This window comes from Rhodococcus pseudokoreensis, from assembly GCF_017068395.1.
GTDB classification, from domain to species: domain Bacteria; phylum Actinomycetota; class Actinomycetes; order Mycobacteriales; family Mycobacteriaceae; genus Rhodococcus_F; species Rhodococcus_F pseudokoreensis.
In genome coordinates this window covers 676722-691147 of the sequence record NZ_CP070619.1, presented here as the reverse complement: position 1 = coordinate 691147, position 14426 = coordinate 676722, and the positions used below count along the sequence as shown (strand labels likewise).

The following is a 14426-nucleotide window of genomic DNA, read 5'->3' as shown; positions in this document are numbered from 1 at the left end:
TGCGTGCCGCCCGTCGTGTCCTGAGGTCGGCGAAGAAAACGTGAGGAGAGGTGGGTGCGGTGAGTGGGTCACGGCGACGGTACGGTTTGTGTCGTGAGTAAACCGCGTACCCGGGTAGCCGTCATCTTCGGTGGCCGCAGCAACGAGCATTCCGTGTCCTGTGTGTCGGCCGGAAGCGTCCTGAGGAACCTCGACCCGGAACGGTACGAGGTGGTGCCGATCGGCATCACCACCGAGGGTTCGTGGGTTCTCGGCTCCACCGACCCCGAGACGCTGTCCATCCGCGGCCGCGCGCTGCCCAGCGTCGATGCCGACGGGTCCGCACTGGCGCTCACCGCCGATCCGACACGGTCCGGCGACCTCGTCGCCCTCGACGACGGCGAAGCGGGCAAGATCCTGGCGTCCGTCGACGTCGTCTTCCCTGTCCTGCACGGCGCCTACGGCGAGGACGGCACCATCCAGGGCCTGCTCGAACTCGCCGGTGTCCCGTACGTCGGTCCCGGCGTGCTCGCGAGCGCGGCAGGCATGGACAAGGAATTCACGAAGAAACTGCTCGCCGCGGAAGGCCTGCCGATCGGGTTCCAGGTCGTCCTGCGCCCCGGCACCGCCACGCTGACCGACGAACAGAAGTCGCGCCTCCACCTCCCGGTGTTCGTGAAACCTGCCCGCGGCGGGTCGTCCATCGGCATCACCCGGGTGGCCGACTGGGCCACACTCGACGACGCCATCACCCACGCTCGCAGGCACGATCCCAAGGTGATCGTCGAATCGGGGATCCACGGCCGCGAGGTCGAGTGCGGAGTCCTCGAGTTCCCGGACGGCGAGGTGCGGGCCAGCGTCATCGCCGAGATCCGGATGCCGGAAGGCACCGACGAAGACGACGAGGCGTTCTACGACTTCGACAGCAAATACCTCGACGACGTGTGCGAGTTCGACGTGCCCGCGAAACTCGAGGACTCGGTCAGCGACGAGATCCGCGAACTCGCGGTGCGCGCATTCTCCGCGCTCGACTGCCAGGGACTCGCGCGCGTCGACTTCTTCGTCACCGAGGACGGCCCGGTGATCAACGAGATCAACACCATGCCGGGATTCACGTCGATCTCGATGTACCCGCGCATGTGGGACGCGGTGGGCGTCGACTACGGCACCCTCGTCTCGACCCTCGTCGACACCGCCCTCGCGCGCGGTACCGGCCTGCGGTAGCGAAACGGCGGTCCTGCGCTCAGGGATTGGCGACCGGCGCCGGATCGAGGGGCTTCTGCGGCAGTGCCTGCGACACGGCGCCGGAGATGTCCTGGAGCGGCGTCGGGCCCACCCCGGTAGGAACCGTGAGTCCGATGTACACGCCGCGGTCGACGGCGAAATAGCTGCTCGCGTCGATTCCGGCGCTCGCACCGGAGATCTCGAACCACTGCACCCCGTCGATCACCTGCAGCGCTGACGCCTGATCGAACTCCGCGGGACGGTCCAGGCCGCACCGCAGCACGAGGGGTTCACCCTCGGCCGGCTGCCACGCGGCGGTCGCCTCGGGTGCGGGTTCGGTGAGTTCCGCCCGGGTGTAGTCGCCCAGCGCGTCGGGGAGGCCCGCCATCAGGGCGGCGCACTCCGCGGAGCCGGACGCCGGCGCGGGCACCGGACCCAGCGACACGGGTTCCTTGGCCGGGTTCCGCCCGGCAACCACCGCGGCGACGACGATGCCGATGATCAGGGCAACGGGTAGTGCCACGGCCGTCGCGATGAGCGCCGGATTCCGTCGCTCCGCGGGAGCCGGGCCGGAAGTGCCGTCGGATTTGTTCTGTTCGGGTTCGTGATCGGACATGCTCAGTTCTTGTTCGCAGACTTTTCGGGGACATCGCAGGTGAGGGTGCGGGTGATGCCGGCGATCTGACGGATCTCCTTGACGACGGGAGCGACGTCGTCGGCGGACACCCGCACGATGACGTCGTACGGTCCGATCACGTCCTCCGCGGTCCGCACTCCGGTGATCTTCGCGATCTCGGTCGCGATCGCCGCAGCCTTGCCGACTTCGGTCTGGATCAGGATGAACGCTTGCACTCTCGCTCCGGCCCTTCCCTGTTCCGCCCCGCAGGTATCTCGGTAGAGTCGCGGGTGCTTCGGCGCGCTGATCGGTCACGTGCCGAGTAGTCCCGGCAACAGCTAAAAGGTACCGCAGTCGCACATTCCGTCGACCGGACCCACGGCCGTCGCGCGGGTCACCCGACACTACGGCGCGCCTGGAGGCACACCATCACACCGACGGATTCCCCGGACCCGACTCCGCCCCGCACCGTCGCCGACGTCGGCGAATTCGCCGTCATCGGCCGTGCGGTGGACGGCCGGGTGCAGCCCCCGACCACCCTGATCGGCCCCGGAGACGACGCTGCACTCGTCCGCGCGGCCGACGGCCGGGTAGCGGTGTCCGCCGACATGCTGGTGCAGGACAGGCATTTTCGCCTCGACTGGTCTTCGCCGCGAGACATCGGCCGCAAGGCGGTGGCCCAGAACGCCGCCGACGTCGCGGCGATGGGTGCGCGACCGACGGCGTTCCTGGTATCCCTCGGTCTGCCGCCGGACACGCCGATCGACGTGGCGGACGGCATCTCCGCGGCGATCGGGGAGAGCGCCGAGGAACTCGGAGCCGGCGTCGTGGGCGGGGATCTCGTGCAGGCCGCCCAGGTCGTGATTTCCGTCACCGTCCTCGGTGATCTGGGCGGCAGGAGTCCGATCCGGCGGTCGGGCGCGCGGCCGGGTGACGTGGTCGCGGTGGCCGGGGAACTCGGCCGATCGGCGGCCGGTCTCGCGCTGCTGCTCGGCGGATCCACGAATTTCCCGGACCTTCTCGCCGCGCACCGCGTCCCCACCCCGCCGTATGCCGCGGCCTGGGCCGCCGCCGACGGCGGTGTTCACGCGATGACCGACATCTCCGACGGACTCCTCGCGGATCTCGGCCACATCTGCGACGCGTCCGGAGTCGGGATGTCGCTCACCCGATCCGACATGACCGTGTCACCGGAACTGGTGTCGGCGGCGAAGAGTCTCGGTGCCGACCACTGGGAATGGGTGCTCACCGGGGGAGAGGACCACGGCTTCACCGCCACCTTCCCCGCCGACGTCCCGCTTCCGACAGGGTGGACCCGGATCGGCGGCGTCCACGACGGGTCCGGCATCTCGGTCGACGGCGAGACCTGGCCGGGGGCCGGCGGCTGGCAGAGTTTCGCGGTATAGGTTGCACGCATGGCTATCTACGCGCTCGGGGACCGCGAACCCGACATCCATCCGGACGCCTACGTCCACCCCGACGCCGTGGTGATCGGAAACGTGACCCTGGCGGCGGGAACCTCGGTGTGGCCGCAGGCCGTGCTCCGCGCCGACTACGGCACCATCACCGTCGGCGCCGACACCAACATCCAGGACGGCACCGTGATCCACTGCACGGTGTTCGATCCCACCGTCATCGGCTCGGGATGCGTCGTCGGCCACGCGGCGCACATCGAGGGATCGACGATCGGCGACCACTGCCTGATCGCGTCCGGTTCGATCGTGCTCAACGGTTCGGTCATCGGCGAAGGGTCGATCGTCGGAGCAGGCGCCGTCGTCCCGTTCAAGTTCGAGGTTCCGCCGCGGAGCATGGCGCTCGGCGTCCCCGCGAAGATCCGGCAGAACTACGAGGTCCCCGAGGGGCACCTCGACAGGAACGTGAAGATGTACGCCGCGAACGCGGCTTACTACCGCGAGTCGCTGCGCAGGCTCGACTGATGGCGGCGCCGCTGTCGGACCTCGTCGAGGCCGGATGGGCCGAGGCACTCGAGCCGGTGTCCGGACGGATCACGGAGATGGGCGAATTCCTGCGCGCAGAAATCGCCGACGGTCGTGAGTACCTCCCCGCCGGTGAGAACGTCCTGAGGGCGTTCACCCACCCGTTCTCCGAGGTCAAGGTCCTGATCGTGGGCCAGGACCCGTACCCCACACCCGGTCACGCCGTCGGTCTCAGCTTCTCGGTCGCTCCGGAGGTGAGGCCGGTTCCGCGCAGCCTCGGCAACATCTTCACCGAGTACAGCAAGGACCTCGGCTACCAGACGCCGACCACCGGCGACCTCACCCCGTGGTCCCGCCAGGGTGTGCTCCTGCTGAACAGGGTCCTCACCGTGCAGCCGGGACTCCCGGCCTCGCACCGGAAGAAGGGCTGGGAGGCAGTGACCGAACAGGCCATTCGCGCTCTCGTGGCGCGCCCCGAACCCCTCGTTGCGATTCTGTGGGGCCGGGACGCGTCCACCCTGAAACCGATGCTCGGCGACGTGCCGACGATCGAGTCGGCGCACCCCTCACCGTTGTCGGCGTCGCGCGGATTCTTCGGTTCGCGGCCGTTCAGCCGCGCGAACGAACTCCTCGAAGGCTTGGGCGCGGAACCGGTGAACTGGCAGCTGCCGTAAGCCGCCGCCGGGACGGCTCGTACGACCTCGTCAGTCCTGAGTTTCCTTCACCGACGCGAAATCGGCACGTCTCTTCACTTCACTGACGCGAAATCGGCACGCCTCTTTTCAATGAAGGCGTCGACGCCCTCGCGTCCCACCGGACTGTCGGCCGCAGCGGCGATCGACTCGGCCTCCGCGTCGAGTTGCTCGGCGAGAGTGCGGGACCGCGAATCGCGCACGAGTGTCTTGATCCCCGAGTAGGACGATGTCGGGCCGGCCGCGAGGGTGCGGGCCAGACGCAGCGCCTCGTCCTGGACGACGTCGTCGCCGACGAGGCGGCTGAGGATGCCGAGGCGCACGGCCTCGTCACCGCTGAGAACGGCGTCGGTGATCAGGATCTCCCGCGCACGGGCATCGCCGACGATGCGAGGCAGGGTCCAGGACATGCCGCCGTCCGGTGTGTACCCGATCGACGGGTAGGCGGGGCGCAGCTTGGTGCCGGGGCCGCCGATCGCGACGTCCGTGAGGCAGACGAGGCTCATGCCGGCGCCCGCCGCCCAGCCGTGGACACCGGCGATCACCGGAACGGTCACGGCGTCGAGCGCCCGGACGAAGTCGTGGAAGACGCCCGCCACCTCGGCGACGCATTCGCTGCGCACCGGTGCGGACGCGAAGGCGCGGACGTTGCCGCCCGCGCAGAAGTTCGGGCCCTCACCGACGAGGAGGACGCTGCCGATCCGGTCACCGACCGCTTCCAGTGCGCGGGCACCCTGCACCAAGCCCTCGCCGTCCAGCGAGGTGCCGTTCTCCGCCGTCGCGATCGTGACGCGCAGGACGCCGTCTTCGAGCTGTACTTTGCTGAATCCATCGAGAGAAGTCACCGTTGCACCCTACGTGGGCCCCTGCCGGTGCCCGACGTGCCCCGATGCGCTGCGACGATGCCGAAGCGGGGCGCAGTCGTGACAGAAAAGAACTGCGCCCCCGGCACCGAAGTGTCGGGGGCGCAGTGACATCGCACGCAGCGTCGGGTCAGCCCCGAGCAACCTTTCCAGCCTTCAGGCAGGACGTGCAGACGTTGACCTTCCGGGTGTTTCCGGGGGCAACCTCGGCACGAACAGTCTGAATGTTCGGGTTCCAGCGACGGTTGGTACGCCGGTGCGAGTGCGAGACCGACTTACCGAAGCCGGGCCCCTTGGCGCATACGTCGCAGACGGCAGCCATAGTCGCGAACTCCTTCAAGATAGTGAACTGTGAAATTTGCTGGCCTCGTGGAAACAGGGCACAGCAAGTGCGCCCTTAACGAGGCAACCGTGCAAGAGTAGCCGCTCGAGTGGGGAATGGCCAAACCCGGTCCCGAACGGCTCGGACCGCGGGCCCGATCACCGTCCCCCGACTAGTCTGGCGGCACCTTCCCATTCCCCGGCCGGAGAGGACGACAGTGGCCCCTGAGCTCCCGATGGACGGTCGAGTCCTCGAGTCGTGGGCGCGGACCGCCGTCGCCGGACTGGAACGGCGGTGCGAGGAGATCAACAGCCTCAACGTCTTTCCGATCCCGGACTCGGACACGGGCACGAACCTGCTGTTCACGATGCGTGCGGCGCTGGGCGCGATCGACGAGTACGCGGGCGCCGACGGCGGCACCAAGGACGTCCGGCAGGTGGCGATCGCCCTGGCCCGGGGTGCGGTCGCAGGCGCGCGCGGGAACTCCGGGGTGATCCTGTCCCAGGTGCTGCGGGGGGTCGCGGAAGCGGCGGTCGCCTCCGCCGTGGACACCCGGACGGTCCGGACCGGACTGCTGATGGCCACCAACCTGGTGACGGACGCGGTGAGCTACCTGGTGGAGGGGACCATCGTCACCGTGCTGCGCTGCGCCGCCGACGCTGCGGCGGAGTTCCCGGACGAGGCGCCGATCGCGGACACCGCGCGGGCGGCGGCCGACGCGGCGGCAGCCGCGCTCACCAGGACGCCGTCGCAACTCGAGGTGCTGGGCACCGCGGGCGTCGTCGATGCGGGCGGACTCGGACTCGTGGTGATTCTCGACGCGCTCGTCACCGCCGTGACGGGTGCGCCGCCGGATCGTCCACCGATCGCACTCCACGTTCCGCGGCGCACGCCGTCCGCACGCCGCGCCGAACCCGTGTCCGTGGCCGCGCCGCAGGCCGCGCACGCGCATCCGGGACCCGACTGCGACGAGGGCGCCGACCAGGACTTCGAGGTGATGTACCTGGTGGCGGAGTCCGACGAGGCCCGGATGGCGGGGCTGCGCAGCGCACTGAACGACCTCGGGGACTCGATCGTGATCGTCGGCGACGGCGGCGGCGGCTGGTCGGTGCACGTGCACTGCACGGACGCGGGCGCCGCCGTGGAAGCCGGACTCGCTGCGGGGCGCGTCCACGGAATCCGGGTCAGCAGCTTTCTCGTGGACGCGCGGGACCAGGGGCTGCTCTTTCCGCCGGTCCGGACCCGGCCCGATCAGGGCGAGCGGGGAATCGTCGCCGTCGTGGCCGGGGACGGCGCCGCCGAACTGTTCGCGAGCGAGGGCGCGACGATCCTGCGCTGCGACGACGCCCCCGTCACCCGCGCCCAGCTCCTCGGCGTCATCCGGCAGATGGGACGCACCGAAGTGCTGGTGCTCCCCAACGGCGCGTTGACGGCACAGGAACTCGTCGCGGTCAGCGCCGCGGCGCGCGACGCCCGGCACGAGGTCCTGCTGCTCGCGACGTCCGCGATGGTGCAGGGACTCGCGTCCCTGGCGGTGCACGATCCCGAGCGCGAGGCGGTGGACGACGCGTTCGCGATGTCCGAGGCCGCCGCCGCCACCCGCTGGGGGTCGCTGCGGATCGCCCGCGAACGTGCCCTCACCTACGTGGGCACGTGCGAACCCGGAGACGGCATCGGACTGATGGGTCACGAGGTGATCGTCATCGAACCGGACGCGGTCGCCGCCGGCCGCCGGCTCGTCGACCTCGTCCTCGGGGCGGGTGGAGAACTGGTGACACTCCTGATGGGCTCGGAAGCGCCCGAGGGGCTCGACACCGAACTGGCCGATCACATCTCGCAGCGGCACCCCGGCGTCGAGGTGATGATCTACCACGGAGGACAACCTGGAGATCTGTTGCAACTCGGGGTGGAATGAGGAATTCGATGGCCACACTGTCCGACCGGCTCGATCATCTGCTGGGGAAGAAGACCGCCGACGCGCTCGAGGAGGCGTTCGCCATCCGCACGGTCGAGGACCTGCTGCGGCACTACCCGCACCGGTACGCATCCCAGGGCCGGGAACTCGCCGAGAAGGACCCGCCGGAGGGCGAGCACATCACGATCATCGCCCGGGTCACGTCCGCGGCCGTCGTGAAGATGAAGAACCGGCCGGGCAGCATGCTCAAGGTGGTCCTGTCGACCGACACCCAGAACGTGGACGTCACCTTCTTCAGTCCGCAGAAGGTCAAGCACGTGATCAAGCCCGGCGTGCGCGCGATGTTCTCGGGAACGGTGAAGTACTTCCGCAGCAAATGGAGCCTCACCCACCCCAGCTACCTCGTCCTTCCCGAACCGCGCGCGGGTAGCGAGGACCCCGTCGTGAACGTCGGCCGGATCCGCGGCGCCGGGGACCTCGCGGGCATCGCCCGGGCGTCGCAGGAAGCCGGAGCCGGGGTCGACATGTCGGTGTTCGACCGCGCGTTGATCCCGCTCTACCCCGCCACCCGGGACGTGGAGAGCTGGACGATCATGAAATGCGTCCGCCAGATCCTGGACCAGCTCGACCACGTCGACGACCCGCTGCCGGAGAACATCCGGGCCGAACGGGACCTGATCGGACTCGACGAAGCTCTGCGGTCGGTCCATTTGCCCGACACCCGCGAGGACGTCGAGAACGCCCACGACCGGTTGCGGTTCGACGAGGCGACCGCGCTGCAACTGGTGCTCGCCCGTCGCCGCCACGACAACGCCGAGCGGGTCGCGCCGGCGTGCCCGCCCGTGCCCGGCGGGATCGCGGACGTGTTCGAGAGCATGCTCCCGTTCCAGCTCACCGACGGTCAGCATTCGGTCGCCGACGAGATCTCCGCCGATCTGGCGCAACCGCACCCGATGAGCAGGCTGTTGCAGGGTGAGGTCGGTTCGGGCAAGACGATCGTGGCGTTGCGCGCCATGCTCCAGGTGGTCGACGCCGGCTACCAGTGCGCGCTGCTCGCGCCCACCGAGGTACTCGCCACGCAGCACGCGCGGTCGCTGCGGGCGATGCTCGGATCCCTCGCGACCGCCGGGGAACTCGGGGCGCACGAGAAGGCGACCCGGGTGGCGCTGCTGACGGGGTCGATGGGCGTCGCCGCCAAGCGGACGGCCATGAACGAGGCGATCACCGGCGACGCCGGAATCGTCATCGGCACGCACGCCCTCATCCAGGACAACGTGGAGTTCTTCAACCTCGGGATGGTGGTCGTCGACGAGCAGCACCGGTTCGGTGTCGAGCAGCGCGACCGGCTGCGGTCGAGGGCGCGGGAGGGGCTGAGCCCGCACCTGCTGGTGATGACGGCGACCCCGATTCCCCGCACCATCGCGATGACGGTGCTCGGCGATCTGGAGGTGTCGACGCTGCGCCAGCTGCCGAAGGGGCGTTCCCCGATCAAGAGCAGTGTGGTGCCGGCGTCCCAGAAGCCGCAGTGGGTCGCGCGGGCGTGGGAACGGATCCGCGAGGACGTCGCCGACGGGCGGCAGGCGTACGTCGTGTGCTCACGGATCGGCGACGGCGAGAAGGGCGACGGCGAGGACACGTTCGACGAGAAGGCGCCCGAGACGAAGTCCGCCGTCGACGTGTTCGAGGAACTGAGCAGCGACATCATGGCCGACCTGCGGGTGGGACTGCTGCACGGCAGGCTGCCCGCGGACGAGAAGGACGCCGTGATGCGCGACTTCACGGCCGGCGACATCGACGTCCTCGTGTGCACCACGGTGGTGGAGGTCGGCGTCGACGTCCCGAACGCGACGATCATGGTGATCGTCGACGCGGACCGGTTCGGTGTCAGTCAGCTGCACCAGCTGCGCGGCCGCGTCGGCCGGGGCAGACACCAGGGCCTGTGCATTCTCGTCACGGAAATGAACCCGGGCGGCCCCGCCTACGAGCGACTGTCGAACGTCGCGTCGACCAACGACGGCTTCGAACTCGCGCAACTCGACCTCGCCACCCGCCGCGAGGGCGACATCCTCGGTGCGGCGCAGTCGGGCACGACATCCACGCTGCGGCTGTTGTCGCTGCTCGGCCACGAGGACGTCATCGCGGCGGCATCCGAGTTCGCGCGGTCGGTGATCGCCGTCGATCCGCGGCTCGAAAATCACCCGGGGCTGTCGGCGATGGTGACGTCGGCGCTCGACGCCGACCGCATCGAATATTTGGAGAAAACGTGAGAACTTCGCACGTCTGTTTCGGGTCTGTTGCAGAATTCGCACACGTCAGGGGCATCTTTGTGAAGTTTGTGGAGAATCTTGCAATGTGGGATGCCTGTTCTCCACGGCCGTCTTCGACGGGGTAGTTTGCTCCAATGTTCTCCAAAGTCCTGGTCGCCAACCGTGGCGAAATTGCGATCCGCGCTTTCCGTGCCGCCTACGAACTAGGTGCTGGAACGGTTGCGGTGTTCCCGTACGAGGATCGGAACTCGATCCACCGTCTGAAGGCCGACGAGAGTTATCAGATCGGCGAGGAGGGACACCCGGTTCGGGCGTACCTCTCCGTCGACGAGATCGTCTCCGCGGCCAAGCAGGCAGGCGCCGACGCCATCTACCCCGGCTACGGCTTCCTTTCCGAGAACCCGGATCTCGCCGCCGCGTGCGCCGAGGCGGGCATCACGTTCGTCGGTCCCTCCTCCGAGGTGCTCGAGCTCACCGGCAACAAGGCGCGCGCGATCGCCGCGGCGAAGGCGGCCGGTCTGCCGGTGCTGGCGTCGTCGGAGCCGTCCGCCGATGTGGACGAGTTGCTGGCCGCGGCCGAGACCATGCAGTTCCCGCTGTTCGTCAAGGCCGTCGCCGGCGGCGGTGGCCGCGGCATGCGCCGGGTCGCCGAGCGGGCGCAGCTCAAGGAGTCCATCGAGGCCGCTGCCCGCGAGGCCGAGTCGGCGTTCGGTGATCCGACGGTGTTCCTCGAGCAGGCCGTCGTCGACCCGCGGCACATCGAGGTCCAGATCCTGGCCGACGGTCAGGGCAACGTGATTCACCTGTTCGAGCGGGACTGCTCGCTGCAGCGCCGCCACCAGAAGGTCATCGAACTCGCACCGGCCCCGAACCTGCCGGAAGAGCTGCGGGCGAAGATCTGCGCGGACGCCGTCGCGTTCGCGAAGGAGATCAACTACTCCTGTGCGGGCACCGTCGAGTTCCTCCTCGACACCCGCGGCAACCACGTGTTCATCGAGATGAACCCGCGCATCCAGGTCGAGCACACCGTCACCGAAGAGGTCACCGACGTCGACCTCGTGCAGTCGCAGCTGCGGATCGCGTCGGGGGAGACCCTCGCCGATCTGGGCCTGAGCCAGGACAAGGTCAAGCTCCGCGGTGCGGCGTTGCAGTGCCGCATCACCACCGAGGACCCGGCCAACGGGTTCCGTCCGGACACCGGCCGGATCACCGCGTACCGCACACCGGGTGGCGCGGGCATCCGTCTCGACGGCGGTGCGACCCTCGGCGCCGAGGTGGGCGCGTACTTCGACTCGATGCTCGTCAAGCTCACCTGCCGCGGCCGCGACCTCGAAACCGCCGTCGCCCGCGCCCGCCGCGCGGTCACCGAGTTCCGCATCCGCGGCGTGTCGACGAACATCCCGTTCCTGCAGGCCGTGCTCGACGACCCCGACTTCAAGGCGGGACGGGTCACCACCTCGTTCATCGAGGAGCGTCCCGAGCTGCTCACGCTGCGCAGCTCCGCCGACCGCGGCACCAAGATCCTGTCCTACCTCGCCGACGTGACGGTCAACAAGCCGCACGGCGAGCGCCCGTCCGCGGTGTACCCGCGCGACAAGCTGCCCCAGATCGATCTGTCCGCCCCGCCGCAGGACGGCAGCCGCCAGAAGCTCCTCGCCCTCGGGCCGGAGGGATTCGCCAAGGCGCTGCGGGAGCAGAAGGCACTCGCGGTCACCGAGACCACGTTCCGCGACGCCCACCAGTCGCTGCTCGCGACCCGCGTGCGCACCAGCGGTCTGCTCGACGTCGCCGGGCACGTTGCCCGGATGACGCCGGAACTGCTCTCGATCGAAGCGTGGGGCGGTGCCACCTACGACGTGGCGCTGCGGTTCCTGCACGAGGACCCCTGGTACCGGCTGTCGGCGCTGCGTGAGGCCGTGCCCAACATCTGCCTGCAGATGCTGCTGCGCGGCCGGAACACCGTCGGGTACACCCCGTACCCGGAGAAGGTGACGCGGGCGTTCGTCGAGGAGGCCACCAACAGCGGCATCGACATCTTCCGCATCTTCGACGCCCTCAACAACGTCGACCAGATGCGGCCGGCCATCGACGCGGTCCGCGAGACCGGCACGTCGGTCGCCGAGGTCGCCCTGTCCTACACCGGCGACCTGTCGAACCCGAACGAGAAGCTGTACACCCTCGACTACTACCTGCGCCTGGCGGAGGAGATCGTCGAGGCTGGTGCGCACATCATCGCGATCAAGGACATGGCCGGACTGCTCCGCGCCCCGGCCGCCACCACCCTGGTGACCGCGCTGCGCAAGAACTTCGACCTGCCCGTGCACGTGCACACCCACGACACTCCGGGCGGACAGCTCGCGACGTACCTGGCCGCGTGGCAGGCGGGCGCGGACGCCGTCGACGGCGCGTCGGCCGCCCTTGCCGGCACCACCAGCCAGCCGGCGTTGTCGGCGATCGTGGCCGCGGCGGCGCACTCGGAGCACGACACCGGCCTGGATTTGCAGGCGGTGTGCGACCTCGAGCCGTACTGGGAGGCGCTGCGCAAGGTCTACGCCCCGTTCGAGTCCGGGCTGCCCGCCCCCACCGGACGGGTCTACACGCACGAGATCCCGGGCGGTCAGCTGTCGAACCTGCGCACGCAGGCCGTGGCCCTCGGGCTCGGCGACAAGTTCGAGGAGGTCGAGGCCAAGTACGCGGCCGCCGACCGGATGCTCGGCCGCCTGGTGAAGGTCACCCCGTCGTCGAAGGTGGTCGGCGACCTCGCCCTGCACCTCGTCGGCTCCGGTGCCTCCACCGAGGAGTTCAAGGAGAACCCGGCGAAGTTCGACCTCCCCGACTCGGTCGTCGGATTCCTGCGCGGCGAACTGGGCACCCCGCCCGGCGGCTGGCCGGAACCGTTCCGCACCCGGGCACTCGAAGGCCGCGGCGACGCCAAGCCCGAGGTCCCGCTGTCCGCGGAGGACGAGAAGGCCCTCGCCGGCACGTCCGAGGAACGCCGCGCGACGCTGAACCGGCTGCTGTTCCCCGGCCCGACGAAGGAATTCCTCGAGCACCGGGACAAGTACGGCGACACCTCGCAACTGTCGGCGAACCAGTTCTTCTACGGACTGCGCCGCGGCGACGAGCACCGGGTCCGCCTCGCGCAGGGTGTCGAGCTGCTCATCGGGCTCGAGGCCATCTCCGAACCCGACGAGCGGGGCTACCGCACCGTCATGGCCATCCTCAACGGGCAGTTGCGTCCGGTGTCGGTGCGTGACCGGTCGATCTCCAGTGAGATCCCCGCCGCGGAGAAGGCCGACAAGAACAACCCCGGCCACGTGCCTGCGCCGTTCGCCGGTGTGGTGACCCTCGCCGTCGCCGAGGGCCAGCACGTCGCCGCGGGCGACACGATCGCCACCATCGAGGCCATGAAGATGGAAGCGGCCATCACCGCACCCCGTGGTGGCACCGTCTCCCGGCTGGCCATCGGATCGGTCCAGCAGGTGGAGGGCGGCGACCTCCTCGCCGTCGTGGCGACAGGGGAGTCCGCGAGCGAGTGACTCGGATCATCGCGGGACTCGCAGGCGGTCGACGCCTGCGGGTCCCGCCGAGCGGGACCCGGCCCACCTCGGACCGGGTCCGCGAGGCATTGTTCAGCGCACTGCACAGCAGAATGGACCTCGAGGGCGCGTCCGTCCTCGATCTCTACGCGGGATCGGGGGCGCTCGGCCTCGAGGCGCTGTCCCGGGGTGCGGATCGCGTCGTCCTCGTCGAGTCCGACTCGAAGGCGGCGGGCATCATCAAGCACAACGTGACGACGGTCGGTCTGCCCGGTGCGGAAGTCCGCGGCGCTCCGGTGGCCGCGGTGCTCGCGGGCACCGCCGACCGGCCGTACGACCTGGTGATGGCGGATCCGCCGTACGCCGTCGACGATGCGGCGGTGCAGACGGTCCTCGGGCACCTGCGGGTCAACGGCTGGGTCGGCGACGGCTCGATCGTGGTGCTCGAGCGGTCGTCGAGGTCACCCGAGACGGCCTGGCCCGACGGCTTCGCGCCCGTCAAGGCGAAGAAGTACGGCGAGGCGAGAATCGAATTGGCGACCTGCTACGGTCTGGACTCATGACTGGCGCTGTCTGCCCCGGATCCTTCGACCCCGTGACCAATGGCCACCTTGACGTGATCGGCAGAGCTGCCGCGCAGTTCGACGAGGTCATCGTGACCGTCATGGTCAACAAGAACAAGCGTGGCCTCTTCACCGTCGAGGAACGCATCGAGATGCTCGAAGACTCGACCGCCGATCTGCCCAACGTGCGGGTCTCCTCCTGGCACGGCCTTCTGGTGGATTACGCCAAGCAGCAAGGGATCACGGCGATCGTCAAGGGCCTGCGCGGCGCCAACGACTTCGACTACGAGCTGCAGATGGCGCAGATGAACCAGAAGCTCAGTGGCGTCGACACCCTCTTCATCCCGACCAACCCCACCTACAGCTACCTGTCGAGTTCGCTCGTGAAGGAAGTGGCCACCTTCGGTGGCGACGTCTCCGACATGCTCCCCGAGAAGGTGCACGCCCGCCTTCTCACCAGGATCGCCGAGCGCGCCGCCGAGAGCAGCTGATACCCGACACACCGGCTG

13 protein-coding genes are annotated in these 14426 nt (G+C 69.2%); 9 read left to right on the top strand and 4 right to left on the bottom strand.

The window, feature by feature from the left end; translation table 11 throughout:
- The first annotated feature begins 93 nt into the window (after nucleotides 1-93).
- Nucleotides 94-1203 carry a D-alanine--D-alanine ligase family protein gene (locus JWS13_RS08640; RefSeq protein WP_206005286.1) on the top strand — a complete coding sequence of 370 codons (1110 nt, stop codon included), beginning with the start codon at nucleotides 94-96 and terminating at the stop codon, nucleotides 1201-1203.
- A gap of 19 nt (nucleotides 1204-1222) precedes the next feature.
- Here the strand turns inward: JWS13_RS08640 and JWS13_RS08635 are convergent, their stop codons facing one another.
- Entirely contained in the window at nucleotides 1223-1819 is a 597-nt protein-coding gene (locus JWS13_RS08635) for a DUF3515 domain-containing protein (RefSeq protein ID WP_206005285.1), read from the bottom strand.
- Between the two features lie 2 nt (nucleotides 1820-1821).
- Nucleotides 1822-2055, bottom strand: coding sequence for an Lrp/AsnC ligand binding domain-containing protein (locus JWS13_RS08630; protein ID WP_206005284.1), 234 nt, complete (start codon nucleotides 2053-2055; stop codon nucleotides 1822-1824).
- A 285-nt stretch (nucleotides 2056-2340) separates the two neighbouring features.
- Here JWS13_RS08630 and JWS13_RS08625 point away from each other — a divergent pair, with 285 nt between their 5' ends.
- The 3 genes from JWS13_RS08625 to JWS13_RS08615 are packed head-to-tail and all read left to right on the top strand — an operon-like array spanning nucleotide 2341 to nucleotide 4430.
- The gene (locus tag JWS13_RS08625; protein ID WP_241032140.1) at nucleotides 2341-3225 is read left to right on the top strand and encodes a thiamine-phosphate kinase; all 885 of its coding nucleotides are present in this window, start codon (nucleotides 2341-2343) and stop codon (nucleotides 3223-3225) included.
- A 9-nt stretch (nucleotides 3226-3234) separates the two neighbouring features.
- Nucleotides 3235-3756, top strand: coding sequence for a gamma carbonic anhydrase family protein (locus JWS13_RS08620; RefSeq protein ID WP_206005283.1), 522 nt, complete (start codon nucleotides 3235-3237; stop codon nucleotides 3754-3756).
- A complete protein-coding gene (locus tag JWS13_RS08615; RefSeq protein WP_206011545.1) occupies nucleotides 3753-4430 on the top strand; it encodes a uracil-DNA glycosylase in 678 nt (225 codons plus the stop codon). The genes JWS13_RS08620 and JWS13_RS08615 overlap by 4 nt, the downstream gene beginning before the upstream one ends.
- A 74-nt stretch (nucleotides 4431-4504) precedes the next feature.
- Here JWS13_RS08615 and JWS13_RS08610 read toward each other — a convergent pair whose 3' ends face one another.
- Together JWS13_RS08610 and rpmB are read right to left on the bottom strand one after the other, a co-directional pair.
- Nucleotides 4505-5293, bottom strand: a complete 789-nt coding sequence (locus JWS13_RS08610) for an enoyl-CoA hydratase/isomerase family protein (RefSeq protein WP_206005282.1) — start codon at nucleotides 5291-5293, stop codon at nucleotides 4505-4507.
- 148 nt (nucleotides 5294-5441) lie between these two features.
- The gene (gene rpmB, locus JWS13_RS08605; protein WP_005240429.1) at nucleotides 5442-5633 is read right to left on the bottom strand and encodes a 50S ribosomal protein L28; all 192 of its coding nucleotides are present in this window, start codon (nucleotides 5631-5633) and stop codon (nucleotides 5442-5444) included.
- Nucleotides 5634-5868: 235 nt separating this feature from the next.
- Between rpmB and JWS13_RS08600 the strand changes: the two genes are divergently transcribed.
- The 5 genes from JWS13_RS08600 (at nucleotide 5869) to coaD (ending at nucleotide 14408) form a co-directional block, all read left to right on the top strand.
- Entirely contained in the window at nucleotides 5869-7548 is a 1680-nt protein-coding gene (locus tag JWS13_RS08600) for a DAK2 domain-containing protein (RefSeq protein WP_206011544.1), read from the top strand.
- 8 nt (nucleotides 7549-7556) lie between these two features.
- Entirely contained in the window at nucleotides 7557-9815 is a 2259-nt protein-coding gene (gene recG / locus JWS13_RS08595; protein WP_206005281.1) for an ATP-dependent DNA helicase RecG, read from the top strand.
- A gap of 134 nt (nucleotides 9816-9949) precedes the next feature.
- Complete coding sequence (locus JWS13_RS08590) at nucleotides 9950-13354, top strand: pyruvate carboxylase (protein ID WP_206005280.1); 3405 nt, start codon at nucleotides 9950-9952, stop codon at nucleotides 13352-13354.
- Entirely contained in the window at nucleotides 13351-13917 is a 567-nt protein-coding gene (gene rsmD / locus JWS13_RS08585; protein ID WP_206005279.1) for a 16S rRNA (guanine(966)-N(2))-methyltransferase RsmD, read from the top strand. Before JWS13_RS08590 ends, rsmD begins: the two co-directional genes overlap by 4 nt.
- Complete coding sequence (coaD, locus tag JWS13_RS08580; protein WP_015890262.1) at nucleotides 13914-14408, top strand: pantetheine-phosphate adenylyltransferase; 495 nt, start codon at nucleotides 13914-13916, stop codon at nucleotides 14406-14408. Before rsmD ends, coaD begins: the two co-directional genes overlap by 4 nt.
- The last annotated feature ends 18 nt before the right edge of the window (nucleotides 14409-14426 follow it).